This is a genomic window from Rhizobium esperanzae (assembly GCF_002204185.1).
Classification (GTDB): Bacteria; Pseudomonadota; Alphaproteobacteria; order Rhizobiales; family Rhizobiaceae; genus Rhizobium; species Rhizobium esperanzae.
In genome coordinates, this window is sequence record NZ_MXPU01000001.1 from 297,979 (window position 1) to 309,915 (window position 11,937).

The following is an 11,937-nucleotide window of genomic DNA, read 5'->3' on the forward strand; positions in this document are numbered from 1 at the left end:
CGGGGACAATCGGAACAATAAAAACCCGATGCTGCCGATTTCCCGGATTGCCAGGCGAAGCGCTTTTCTTTAAAGCCTCGCCATGACCCAGACAGCACATCCCGACTCCGTTCTCATCGTCGATTTCGGCAGCCAGGTGACCCAGCTCATCGCACGGCGCGTGCGCGAGGCCGGCGTCTATTGCGAGATCGTTCCCTTTCAATCCGCCGAAGAAGGCTTCAAGCGCCTGCAGCCGAAGGCCGTGATCCTCTCCGGCAGCCCGGCTTCCACCGTGGACGAGGGATCACCGCGAGCGCCTCAGATCATCTTCGACAGCGGCCTGCCGGTCTTCGGTATCTGCTACGGTCAGCAGACGATGTGCATGCAGCTCGGCGGCAAGGTCGAAAGCGGCCATCACCGTGAATTCGGCCGCGCCTTTCTGGATGTCGACAAGGATTGCGAGCTGTTCGAAGGCCTCTGGTCCTCCGGCTCGCGACATCAGGTGTGGATGAGCCATGGCGACCGCGTCACGGCGCTGCCCGATGGTTTCAAGGTGGTCGCCACCTCTTCCAATGCCCCCTTCGCCTTCATCGCCGACGAGAAGCGCAAATATTACGGCGTGCAATTCCACCCCGAGGTCGTCCATACGCCCGACGGCGCCAAGCTGATCGGAAACTTCATTCACAATGTCGCCGGCATCAAGGGCGATTGGTCGATGTCGGCCTATCGCCAAAAGGCGGTCGAAGAGATCCGCAAGCAGGTGGGCGACAAGCGCGTCATCTGCGCGCTATCGGGCGGCGTCGACAGCTCCGTCGCCGCGCTCCTAATCCACGAGGCCGTCGGCGACCAACTGACCTGCATCCTCGTCGACCACGGCCTGATGCGCAAGGACGAGGCGGCCAATGTCGTCGCCATGTTCCGCGAGCACTACAATCTGCATCTGCTGCACGTCGATGCCTCGGACCGTTTCATCGGCGAGCTCGAGGGCGTCAGCGACCCGGAAACCAAGCGCAAGATCATCGGCCGGCTCTTCATCGAAACCTTCGAGGAAGAGGCAAAGAAACTCGGCGGCGCCGATTTCCTCGGCCAGGGCACGCTCTATCCCGACGTGATCGAGAGCGTTTCCTTCACCGGCGGCCCGTCGGTGACGATCAAGTCGCACCACAATGTCGGCGGCCTGCCGGAGCGCATGAACATGCAGCTCGTCGAGCCGCTGCGCGAACTCTTCAAGGACGAGGTGCGCGCGCTCGGCCGCGAACTCGGCCTGCCAGACAGCTTCATCGGCCGCCACCCGTTCCCAGGCCCCGGCCTTGCCATCCGCTGCCCCGGCGGCATCACCCGCGAAAAGCTGGAGATCCTGCGCGAGGCCGATGCGATCTATCTCGACGAAATCCGCAAGGCCGGCCTCTACGACGCGATCTGGCAGGCCTTCGCCGTGCTGCTTCCCGTCCAGACCGTCGGCGTCATGGGCGACGGGCGCACCTATGAATTCGTCTGCGCGCTGCGCGCCGTCACATCAGTCGACGGCATGACGGCGGATTTCTACCATTACGACATGGAATTCCTCGGCCGCGCCGCCACCCGCATCATCAACGAGGTGCGGGGCATCAACCGCGTGGTCTACGATGTTACGTCGAAGCCGCCCGGCACGATCGAGTGGGAATGAGGGCAGAAGCCGCCGTCCGAGACCGCTGTTTCAGCGCATCGAGATGAAGTGGGGCTGAGACTGTCGGCCGCATCCGCTGAATCAGGCGGATCAAGCTCAACGAAGCGCCTGCCGCTATCCGTCCGGCAGGAGTTGTGCGCACTCAAAACAAATTGCAATTCACAATCAGTTGATCTAGCTTCCTTGCCATCGCTGCGCAGCCGAACTCACACGGATGCTCCGTTCAAGAAGGGAAGTTGGCATGGCTAAGCTCGTATTCGGGATGAACCAGTCGCTGGACGGCTACGTCGACCATATGGAATTCGCGCCAAGCCCCACCCTCTTCCACCACTTCATCGAGGGGGCTCAGAGGCAGGCGGGCAGCGTCTACGGCCGCCGGATGTATGAGGTCATGCGTTATTGGGATGACGATCATCCCGAATGGGATGCCGAGGAACAGGCCTTCGCAGCGGCGTGGCGGAACCAGCCGAAATGGGTGGTCTCGCGTTCGTTGACCTCGGTCGGCCCCAACGCCAGGCTTGTTGGGAATGATCTCGAGGGCGCGATCCGCGCGTTGAAGGCCGAGCGCGACGGGGAGATCGAAGTTGCCGGTCCTGATCTGGCGCAAAGCCTTACCGAACTCGGCCTGATCGATGAGTATCACATCTACCTGCATCCCGTCGTGCTTGGCCATGGCAAACCCTATTTCGCCGGTCCCCGGCCGCCGCTCCGCCTTGTGAGCCATGATCGGGTCGACGAGAATGTGATCAAGCTGACCTATGTTCCTGCCTAACTTCAGGAACGGCAAGTAAACTTGCCGGTGAAGATGGAGTGGGCGCAGCCTGACTGCTTCCTGATGGCTTCGCCGGGGCGGAACGGAAACCGCAGCATCCTCCAACGTGGCTCTCTTTGGGGGCGGCGCGCACCTCTCGCGCCTGCAGCTATGAACGCGGCATCCTCCAACCTCCCTCATGCTGAGGTGCGAAGCCCATAGGGCGTAGCCTCGAAGCACGCCGCAACATTGCTTCTGGCATCCCTCTGCGCCGCACACCCGCCTCGTCCTTCGAGGCCACTGCGGGGCACAAGGATGAGGCTCTCTTGAATGCCTACGCTTGCCTCAGCGCGCAGGCCGGCCGAGATTCAGTCACCGCGGCCAGCCTTTGTTATGCACGGATGTTGCGGATCCAGGGCCGGCCTCAGCGGCCGTAAGTGACTTCGATCGAGGCCTTGTCGAGCGTGTTGGCCCTGACATAGAAGCCGACCATGGCGCCCGGCGCCGTCTCGGGAAGCGGAAGCTTGTCCACCTTGAGCGCGTAGACTGTGAACTGGTAGCGGTGCGGCTTATCGCCGGCCGGCGGGCATGCGCCGCCATATCCGGAGGTGCCGAAATCGGTGTGGCCTTCCACGGCGCCTGCGGGAAGCTTTTTGTCACCGCTCGCGCCAGCGGCAATCTCCGAAGTCTTTGCCGGGATGTTGAACACCGACCAATGCCACCAGCCGGAACCTGTGGGCGCATCCGGATCGTACGCCATGACGGCGAAGCTCTTGGTTCCCTCTGGCGCGCCCGACCAGGCCAGTTCCGGCGAGATGTTCCTGCCCGAGCAGCCGAAGCCGTTGAAGACCTGCGCGTCGGCCATGGCCTTGCCGGCGGCCAGGTCCTTCGAGGTGAGTTTCATTTCGGCGTGAGCGGCCGTGGCGCCGAAGACGGATGCGGCCATAAGTGCTGCTGTGATCAAACGCATTGCTGTTCTCCTGTGGTTGACGATGCCGGGAAACTACCGTCACCGCGCAAGTGCATCTGCCCCGCTCTGCTCAATTTCTGCCCCGATCCGCTCAAACTGCTCGGTGCCGCTGCGTACATGGCGCGGGCTGACGCCGAACCGCTCCTTGAAACGTGCTGAAAATTGCGAAGGTGAGTCATATCCGACCTCCAGCGCAACCTGGGCCATCGGCAATGTCGTGGTCTGAATGAGTGCAAGAGCGCGATTCATTCGGGTATCGGTCAATATCTCGCTGAAGGCGGTATTCTCTCCGGAGAGCCTGCGCCTCAGCGTCGCCTCGCTCATGTTGAACAAGCGCGCAGCTTGGGCCAATGTCCAGGCGGCGGCGGGATCAGCTTCGATCATCTGCCTCAACCGGTCCTCAAGCCGGGAGCTTTCGCATCGGCCGAGCACCGCCCCGCGGAGCGCGAACCAGATGACGAGTTCCATCAGGCGAGCCTTGGCGATAGCGCCGGGAAGGCGCGCCAGATTGCCCGGCTGGCAGCAATACTCGAACAATGCCGCAGCTTCCTCCGGCAGGCCTGAGGTGCTGGCGGGAAGAGGTCTCGATGGCACGGCGACCGATCCCATCCTATCATATGCGTCCTCGAAAAGCTGTCGCGGAATTGGAAGGGCCAGGGTCTGATATTTCTGCGGCGCCTTGGGAATATTCTCCATCGTCAACGGCCTGTAGTCGGGCAGCAGGCCGTAGTCGCCGGCCTCTAGTCGTAAAGGCTTGTCGTCCGACATGACGATCTTCGTTCCCGATTGGACCTGGATCAACAGGGGAGTGGTGTTGACGAGGCGGTAGAAGCAGGCTCGCCCACCCTGGCGGATCAACGCCCTGGTCGGGATAGGAAAGACGTCGTCGCGCATAGATTCTCCGCCAGCGGGATAGCCAGAACGGCGATCGCGGAATCGGTGACGCCGCCCGCTCGCCATGGACCTGGAGGCTCGGGAATATCAAAGCCACGTGCCGTCAGCAACCTTGGGCCCGGAGCCAGGACTTGGGCCAGGGGCTTAACGACCGGCTGACCGGCGCACATAGTCGACCAGCGCGCGCAGCTTCAGTGGCTGCCTCTGGCGCTTGGGATAGTAGAGATAAAAGCCCGGAAACGGTGGGCAGAATTCCTCCAGCAGCGGCACGAGCTCGCAGCGGTCGACATAAGGTTGGAAGGTTTCCACCATGCCGAAAGTGATCCCGGCCCCGGCGCAGGCCATGCGGATCATCATGCCCATGTCATTGGTCGTGACCATGGGGTCGACGGCGACGTCGAAATCGCGGCCGTTCTCCGTGAACTCCCAGCGATAGGGTGCGGTGTCCGGTCGTGGCCGCCACCCGATGCAGGCGTGGTTCTGCAGGTCGCGAGGGTGCCGAGGAGGAGCGTGACGTTGAAGATAGCCCGGGGATGCGGCTGAGCATTGCCTCTGAGGGGCGGACACCGGTACCGCGATCATGTCCTGCTCGATCACCTCGCCCAGTCTCACACCAGCATCGAAGCCGGCTTCGACGATGTCGAATTCGTCATCGGTGATGGTGATATCGAGCTTGATGCCCGGGCAGGCCTGCAGGAATCCGGTCAGCAATGTGCCGGACAGGAAGCGCTCGGCGATGGAGGAAACGGTGATTCGCAGCAGACCGCTCGGGCGCGCCTGCATGTCGCGAACCGTCTGCATCGCATCCCTGACCTGGCGCATCGAGGGACGAACCGCCTCGAGGAAGACTTCGCCGGCCTCGGTAAGGTTGACGCTGCGCGTCGTGCGCTGAACCAGGGGCGCACCAAGCCGGTCCTCAAGGCGCTGCAGGGCCTGACTGACGGCGGAGCGGGTCACGCCGAGACGCTCGCCGGCGAGCCGGAAATTCCGCGCCTCCGCTACGGCGAGAAAGACTGAAATGCCTTCGAGGTCATCGGCCATTGGTTAGCAATGCTAACCAAGCCATTCGGCATTGGCAACTTAATCTCGCGGCTCGCCAAGATTATCTTCCTGTCGAGGTCAAGGGACGTAGCCCCAAGTGCTGCCCGCGTCGAAAGGAAGAGCGATGGAAAAGTTTTACGACAGCCCAGTTCTGCATCTCTTCACCGCCATCATTCTGACCGGCACGGCGATGCCGGCGTGGTCGGCCGACGCCTCGAACGAGCGAAAATCCAAGTTCCAACAGCCAAGCGAGAACACCATGCAGCAACATCCCTATGTCGGAGTATGGGTCACCGACGACGGCCGCGTCCGACACGAACTCCTGCCCGACAATCGCTACGACGAGGCCCGTGGGAGCCGGGAGAGCGCCTATCGCGGACGCTACGAAGTCACCGGAACACATATCGAATACTGGGACGATACGGGCTTCACTGCCGACGGCGATTTCGTCGACGACAACACGCTCCATCATGGCGGCATGGTGCTTCGCCGCAAATGACTCGCCCGCACACCGAAAAGGCCGCATAGGACGGCCGGAAAGGATGACGACCATGTCTTCCACCACACCCATCTGGTTCATCACCGGTGCATCGTCCGGCCTCGGCCGGGCACTCGCCGAAGCGGTCCTGGCACGCGGTTGGCGCGCTGCCATTACGGCGCGCAGGCCCGATACGCTCGGCGATCTCACGGCAGCGCATGGGGAGCGGGCGCTGGCCCTCGCCCTCAACGTGACGGATGGCCGCTCCGTCGCTGCTGCGGTCCGCGACGCCGAGGCGCATTTCGGCGCCATCGATGTCCTCGTCAACAACGCCGGCTACGGATATCTCTCGGCAATCGAGGAGGGCGAGGATGCCGAGATCCGCGCTCAGTTCGAGACCAATGTCTTCGGCTTGATCGCCGTTACCAAAGAGGTTCTGCCCGGCATGCGCTTACGCCGGCAGGGGCATATCTTCAACGTCTCCTCGCTTGGGGGGCTCGTCGCCTTCGCCGCTACCGGCTACTACCACGCCACCAAGTTTGCGGTCGAAGCCCTGTCGGAATCGCTGGCCCATGAGGTCGGGCCGCTTGGCATCCGCGTGACGATCCTGGAGCCCGGCGGCTTCCGCACGGATTGGGCCGGCCGCTCGATGGTCGAATCCGGCATAATTATCGAAGACTATGCCGAGACCGCCGGCAAGCGGCGCCAGGCCACCCGCTCAATCTCCGGCAATCAGCCGGGCGATCCCGCGCGCGCGGCAAGCGCCATCATATCGGCCTTCGAGGCGGGCGAACCGCCGCTGCGCCTGCTGCTCGGGGCAGCTTCCCTGAAGATCGCCCGTGAACGGCTCGATACGCTTCGCGCCAATTTCGATGCCTGGGCGGACACCACGCTCAGCGCCGATTTTCCGAATTGACCATCACGAAACTCTCAACCTGCTCAGGAGCTTGAAATGTCTGATATCGAAGGAAAAGTCATTGCCATCACCGGAGCCAGCAGCGGCATCGGAGAGGCCACGGCAAAAGTGCTGGCCGCCGCCGGAGCACAGATCGTGATCGGCGCGCGCCGCAGCGAGCGTCTGGAGGCGCTCGCCGGCGAAATCGAAGCCGGAGGGGGAACGGTGCGTCTGCGAAAACTCGACGTCACCGACCGTGCCCAGGTAGAAGCCTTTGCCGGCTTTGCCAGATCCGAGTTCGGCCGGCTTGATGTCATCGTCAACAATGCCGGTGTCATGCCGCTTTCGCCGCTCGACGCCCTCAAGGTCGAGGAATGGGACCGGATGGTCGACGTCAACATCAAGGGCGTTCTCTACGGCATCGCGGCCGCTCTTCCGATCATGAAGGCACAGGGATCGGGGCAGATCATCAACCTGTCCTCGATCGGCGGCCACAGCGTCTCGCCGACGGCCGCCGCCTATTGCGCGACGAAATACGCGGTGCGGGCAATCTCGGACGGACTGCGACAGGAGACAAATCGCATCCGCGTCACCGTCGTTTCTCCCGGCACGACGACCTCGGAACTGGCCGAGACGATCACCGATCCGACCGCGCGGGATGCGATGAAGGCTTTCAGGGCCATCACCATCAGCCCGGAAGCCGTCGCCAATGCGATCCTCTACGCCATCAGCCAGCCCGATGACGTCGATGTCAGCGAGATCATCGTCCGGCCGACGGCCAGCCCGCATTGAGCTGCCGGCATCCCGCCTAAAAACCCAGCGATTGCTGGGCGGGCGGCGGCGGGGCGAGGCTGACGCCTTCGAGCTCCAGCATGCGGGCCTTCGATGACGAACCGCCGGGAGCGGAGAAGCCGCCGATCTTGCCGCCGGCGGCCAGCACCCTGTGGCAGGGAATGATCAGCGCAACCGGGTTTTTCGCCATCGCTTGCCCGACATCGCGGGCCGCTTCCGGCCCGACGCCAAGCTCCTTCGCCAGCGCTCCGTATGTGGTCGTGCTGCCCCAGCCGACACGCCTTGCCGCCGCGTAGATATCCCGGAAGAAGGCATCCTGGCCGGCAAGATCGAGTTGGACGCCGGAGAAATCGGTTTCCTCGCCTTGGAAATAGCGCTTTACGGCCGCGACCGTGTCCAGCACCTCAGGCGTCGGCGCGCCGGGTTGGGCATCTGGCAGGCGGCGCAGCAGCAGCCGTTCGGTCGCTTCCGCGGTTTTCGTCGGCAATTGGAAGCGGGCGATGCCGGCGTCGCTCCAGGCGATGCCGCAGAAGCCGCCGGTGGTTTCGAAGATGAGATAGTGATGTATCGTCTCGGCCATGACACAGCCTCCGCGTTTTCGATTAACACCAAAATCGTACGGAGCGACTGCTGTTTCAACCCGTTTCTTGCGTGTATGTTCCCTTTTCGTTCTTGCTCTTCCATTTTGCCGGAGGATCTTCGCGGCGCGCCAGGCCGGCGCCACGGTCGAGGGTGCGCCGATCGCGATCACCTTCGACAGAATCAGGAGCTTCAGACGGGAAGGCAAGGCGCAACCTCTAATCCTTTGCGGCGAAGGCGGGCGGAAAGCGCTCATCCGACTGCATGTTCAACTCGGGGTCGGCATGCACAATGCCGGATTGCCGCACTATGTCAAACCGGATTTCACGCCGCATATGACACTGCTTTACGACCGCAGGGGGTGCCGCCTGCAAATCTCGACAGGCCGGTTCACGGGCAGCGCTGGAGTTCCTGCTCATTCACAGCGTTCTCGGAAAAACCGAACACCGGATCATCGATCTTTGGCCGCTGCTTGGCTGATCGCAACGATGTCCATCGACCGTGGCTTGCGCGAGCCGGATTTCCGCGCATAAAACTCGGAAAAGCTGTTCGATTGCAAGCGAGACAAAAACATGGACGTTTCGGAGATCATTATCCCGGGCGATACGCCGGGAACGGAGTGGCGGCTGCCGGTGCTGCGTTTTGTGGGCCGTGATCCAAAGGCTCCGAAGGCCTATGTCCAGGCGGCGCTTCACGCCGGCGAGCTGCCGGGAACGGCGCTTCTGCATTTCCTTTGCGAACGTCTGCGGCGAGCGGAAAGCGAAGGCGCGGTCGCCGGCGACATCACCATCGTGCCGCAGGCCAACCCGATCGGCACGGCGCAATCGCATTTCGGCGAATTGCAGGGCCGTTTCGATCTCGGTTCCCGCACCAATTTCAACCGCGATTTTCCGCTGATCAGCGCCACCGATCGGGCAATGCTGACGGAAGATCTCAATGATTATCCGGCTGCCGATCGGCTGAAGCGGCAGCTTCTGGATATGGCGCTCGGCGCGGATCTCGTCCTCGATCTGCACTGCGACGACGAATCGCTGCAATATGCCTATATCGATGAGGCTTTCTGGCCGGAGGCAGTCGATCTTGCCGGTGCACTCGACATGGAGGCGGTGCTGCTTTCGGATGGCGAAAGCTCGGCCTTCGAGGAAGCCGTCGGTTTTGCGTGGAAATATGCGGTTCCGGGCGAACGACAACCGCGGCTCCCGGGCAAGCTTTCGGTCACCGTCGAGTTGCGCGGCAAGCGCGACGTCGATCCGGCGCTGGCGAAGCGGGATGCGGATGGGCTCTGGCGTTTCCTCGCCGAACGGGGGATCGTCAGCGACGAAAGAATGGCGCAGGCCGTGTTTGCCGGTCCCGCCGTGCCGCTCGACAATGTCGAGATCATTCGCGCTCCCCAAGGCGGCGCCGTGCTCTTCCATCGCACGATCGGCGACAGGGTTGCAGAGGGCGAGCTTCTGGCGACGATCGTCACCCGGCCGGGTCAGCCTGACGGCAGCATCGATTTGCACGCGCCGCAGGATGGGCTGATCCTGACCCGAACCTCGGATCGGCTGGTGCGCCGGCGCGGCGACCTGATGAAGATCGTCTGCGCCCGGCCGAGCAAGGCCGCACGCAAGGCCGGCACGCTGGAGAGTTGAGCAGGCACTGCCGGGGATAAATGCCGGGCGGCGTTTGCGCTGGCGCTTGCGCATGCTATCCCGCTGCCATCAAAGGGAGACTGATCTGGTATGGCCGTCACCATCTATGGGATCAAGAATTGCGACACGATGAAGAAAGCCCGCAGCTGGCTGGAAGAACATGGCGTCGCCTATGAGTTTCACGACTACAAGGCGCTCGGCATCGACCGCGCCCAGCTCGAAGCCTGGATCGACACGGCCGGCCTCGATACGGTGCTCAATCGCGCCGGCACCACCTTTCGCAAACTGCCCGATGCCGAGCGTGAGAACCTGAACCGGGAAAAGGCGATCGCACTGATGCTCGACCAACCCTCGATGATCAAGCGGCCGGTGCTGGAGACGGAAGGCAAGCTTTTGATCGGCTTCAAGCCGGAGATTTATGCCGGCACATTCGCAGACTGACAGAGCCCAGATGTCCAAGACCACGCGCGCGACACAGGCTCTTTCACAGGCAGGCGTCGCCTTCACCATCCACACCTATGATTATGACCCAGGCGCGGAGCGCGTCGGACTGCAGGCGGCGGAAGCCCTGGGTGAGACGCCGCAGCGGGTGCTGAAGACGCTAATGGCCGAGGTGGATGGCAAGCCGGTCTGCGTTGTCGTGCCGTCGGATCGCGAAGTCAGCATGAAGAAACTCGCCAGCGCCTTTGGCGGCAAGTCGGCCAATATGATGAAGCCGTCCGATGCCGAGCGGCTGACCGGTTACCATGTTGGCGGCATCAGCCCCTTCGGCCAGAGGAAGGCCGTGGCGACGGCGATCGAGGAGACCGTTCTCGCCGAAGCGCTCGTCTATATCAATGGCGGACAGCGCGGGCTGCAGGTGCGGCTCGATCCGAAGGATGCACTGAAGGCATTGAAAGCGGTCGGCGCGTTATTGATTGCCTGATCAGAGGAAACGAGCGAGCAGACCGGAAATCGCCTTCGCCTCGTCTTCCGCAAGCTTGCTGCCGACATGGGTCTCGATCGCTGCGGCATAGACCGTCCACATCCGCGTGCGAAGCGTTCGGCCGGCATCGGTAATCAGAATCCAGCGCCCGCGGCCATCCCCAGCGAAGACTTCGCGCCGGACCACTCCCTCTCTTTCCAGCCGGTCGATCAGCCGGGAAAGATTATACTGCGCCAGCAAGGTCCGCTCCTCGATCTGGTAGGGTCGCAGCTTGCCGTCTTTTGCGCGCGCCAGTTCCCACAGCACGTCATACCAGGCAAGCGGTGGCATGCCGGCCGCTTTCAGATCGGCTTCGATCGCAGCGAGCAGCCGTTCGCGGGCGCGCATGATGCTGGTCCACGCAGAGGTGGCGGCTTCGCTCGGCTTCGGTGTCTTTTCCATCATATATGCAAATACATTTATCTTGCACAAAGCCGCAAGCGCTATTATATGCAAATGCATCTATTAAACAGCGAGGAGACGTTCATGAGCAGGCTTACCCTCATCAGCCACCATCTCTGCCCCTATGTGCAACGCGCCGCGATCGCGCTTCGCGAAAAGGGTGTTCCCTTCGAGCGCATCAACATCGACCTTGCCAACAAGCCGGACTGGTTCCTTGAGATCTCGCCGCTCGGCAAGGTGCCGCTGCTGAGGATCGGGGAAGAGGAAGGCGGCGAGGCCATCCTCTTCGAAAGCAGCGTCATCTGCGAATATCTGGAGGAGACGCAGGCGGGATCTGCCCTGCATCCTGCCGATCCGCTTGCCCGCGCCCGCCATCGCGGATGGATGGAATTCGGATCGTCCGTGCTTTCCGATCTCTGGGGCTACGAAACGGCCACCGAGGTGGAACAGCTGGAGGCCAAGCGCAAGGCGCTCATCGCCAAGTTCACGACGCTCGAAGGAGCACTCGCGGATGGACCTTATTTTTCAGGCAGCAGCTTCAGCCTCGTCGATGCCGTCTTCGCGCCGATCTTTCGGTATTTCGATGTTTTCGAGAGGCTCGGAGATCGCGGCATCTTCGAGGGGCTCGAGCGGGTGACGCGCTGGCGGAGCGCGCTCGGCGAACGGCGAAGCGTGAAAGACGCCGTCGGCGAAGATTATCCGCAGCGGCTGATGGAGTTCCTCGACAAGCACAGTTCGATCCTGCTCAGGCTGCCTGCCGCCGCTTGACGCTTGCGCGAAGGCGGTCGGGCATGGTGCCCGGCCGCTTTCAAATCGGCAGCTCTACGCTTCATTTTCGCCGCAAACCGGTCTAAGTCTTTCAGCCTCTTAGCGTCGATGACAGAAGGCAGGT

Annotated in this window: 14 protein-coding genes and 1 pseudogene; 10 read left to right on the forward strand and 5 right to left on the reverse strand. The window is 62.6% G+C overall.

The features are described from left to right. The first annotated feature begins 82 nt into the window (after positions 1-82). Positions 83-1,645: a glutamine-hydrolyzing GMP synthase gene (gene guaA, locus B5E41_RS01460; protein WP_088390477.1), complete on the forward strand. Its 1,563-nt coding sequence runs from the start codon at positions 83-85 to the stop codon at positions 1,643-1,645. 241 nt (positions 1,646-1,886) lie between these two features. Beyond that, complete coding sequence (locus tag B5E41_RS01465; protein WP_088390479.1) at positions 1,887-2,417, forward strand: dihydrofolate reductase family protein; 531 nt, start codon at positions 1,887-1,889, stop codon at positions 2,415-2,417. A gap of 403 nt (positions 2,418-2,820) precedes the next feature. Here the strand turns inward: B5E41_RS01465 and B5E41_RS01470 are convergent, their stop codons facing one another. The 3 genes from B5E41_RS01470 to B5E41_RS01480 form a co-directional block, all read right to left on the reverse strand. Beyond that, the gene (locus B5E41_RS01470) at positions 2,821-3,366 is read right to left on the reverse strand and encodes a YbhB/YbcL family Raf kinase inhibitor-like protein (RefSeq protein ID WP_088390481.1); all 546 of its coding nucleotides are present in this window, start codon (positions 3,364-3,366) and stop codon (positions 2,821-2,823) included. 39 nt (positions 3,367-3,405) lie between these two features. After that, the gene (locus tag B5E41_RS01475) at positions 3,406-4,260 is read right to left on the reverse strand and encodes a helix-turn-helix transcriptional regulator (protein ID WP_088390483.1); all 855 of its coding nucleotides are present in this window, start codon (positions 4,258-4,260) and stop codon (positions 3,406-3,408) included. Positions 4,261-4,404: 144 nt separating this feature from the next. Then, positions 4,405-5,301: a LysR family transcriptional regulator gene (locus B5E41_RS01480; RefSeq protein ID WP_088390485.1), complete on the reverse strand. Its 897-nt coding sequence runs from the start codon at positions 5,299-5,301 to the stop codon at positions 4,405-4,407. 124 nt (positions 5,302-5,425) lie between these two features. On the opposite strand from B5E41_RS01480, the gene B5E41_RS01485 reads away from it, so the two are divergent. Genes B5E41_RS01485 through B5E41_RS01495 form a run of 3 tightly spaced genes read left to right on the forward strand, consistent with a single transcriptional unit; the run spans position 5,426 to position 7,466 of the window. Further along, positions 5,426-5,800, forward strand: a complete 375-nt coding sequence (locus B5E41_RS01485) for an Atu4866 domain-containing protein (RefSeq protein WP_020920176.1) — start codon at positions 5,426-5,428, stop codon at positions 5,798-5,800. A gap of 43 nt (positions 5,801-5,843) precedes the next feature. Beyond that, a complete protein-coding gene (locus tag B5E41_RS01490) occupies positions 5,844-6,695 on the forward strand; it encodes an oxidoreductase (RefSeq protein WP_176439320.1) in 852 nt (283 codons plus the stop codon). A 36-nt stretch (positions 6,696-6,731) separates the two neighbouring features. Then, positions 6,732-7,466 carry an SDR family oxidoreductase gene (locus B5E41_RS01495; RefSeq protein ID WP_088390487.1) on the forward strand — a complete coding sequence of 245 codons (735 nt, stop codon included), beginning with the start codon at positions 6,732-6,734 and terminating at the stop codon, positions 7,464-7,466. A gap of 16 nt (positions 7,467-7,482) precedes the next feature. Here the strand turns inward: B5E41_RS01495 and B5E41_RS01500 are convergent, their stop codons facing one another. Beyond that, positions 7,483-8,046: a methylated-DNA--[protein]-cysteine S-methyltransferase gene (locus tag B5E41_RS01500; protein ID WP_088390489.1), complete on the reverse strand. Its 564-nt coding sequence runs from the start codon at positions 8,044-8,046 to the stop codon at positions 7,483-7,485. A 115-nt stretch (positions 8,047-8,161) separates the two neighbouring features. Between B5E41_RS01500 and B5E41_RS32070 the strand changes: the two are divergent. The 4 genes and pseudogenes from B5E41_RS32070 to ybaK all read left to right on the forward strand — a co-directional run. Beyond that, positions 8,162-8,525: pseudogene (locus tag B5E41_RS32070) on the forward strand (2'-5' RNA ligase family protein); the annotation flags it as partial. Positions 8,526-8,617: 92 nt separating this feature from the next. Further along, positions 8,618-9,679, forward strand: coding sequence for a succinylglutamate desuccinylase/aspartoacylase family protein (locus B5E41_RS01510; protein ID WP_088390491.1), 1,062 nt, complete (start codon positions 8,618-8,620; stop codon positions 9,677-9,679). 90 nt (positions 9,680-9,769) lie between these two features. Next, the gene (locus B5E41_RS01515) at positions 9,770-10,120 is read left to right on the forward strand and encodes an ArsC family reductase (protein WP_088390493.1); all 351 of its coding nucleotides are present in this window, start codon (positions 9,770-9,772) and stop codon (positions 10,118-10,120) included. A gap of 10 nt (positions 10,121-10,130) precedes the next feature. Next, positions 10,131-10,604, forward strand: coding sequence for a Cys-tRNA(Pro) deacylase (ybaK, locus tag B5E41_RS01520; protein WP_088390758.1), 474 nt, complete (start codon positions 10,131-10,133; stop codon positions 10,602-10,604). On the opposite strand, the gene B5E41_RS01525 is transcribed toward ybaK, so the two are convergent. Next, positions 10,605-11,048: a MarR family winged helix-turn-helix transcriptional regulator gene (locus tag B5E41_RS01525; protein ID WP_088390495.1), complete on the reverse strand. Its 444-nt coding sequence runs from the start codon at positions 11,046-11,048 to the stop codon at positions 10,605-10,607. It abuts the gene before it with no gap. A gap of 81 nt (positions 11,049-11,129) precedes the next feature. On the opposite strand from B5E41_RS01525, the gene B5E41_RS01530 reads away from it, so the two are divergent. Next, positions 11,130-11,813 (forward strand): glutathione S-transferase family protein, encoded by a 684-nt coding sequence (locus tag B5E41_RS01530; protein WP_088390497.1) that lies wholly within the window; start codon positions 11,130-11,132, stop codon positions 11,811-11,813. The last annotated feature ends 124 nt before the right edge of the window (positions 11,814-11,937 follow it).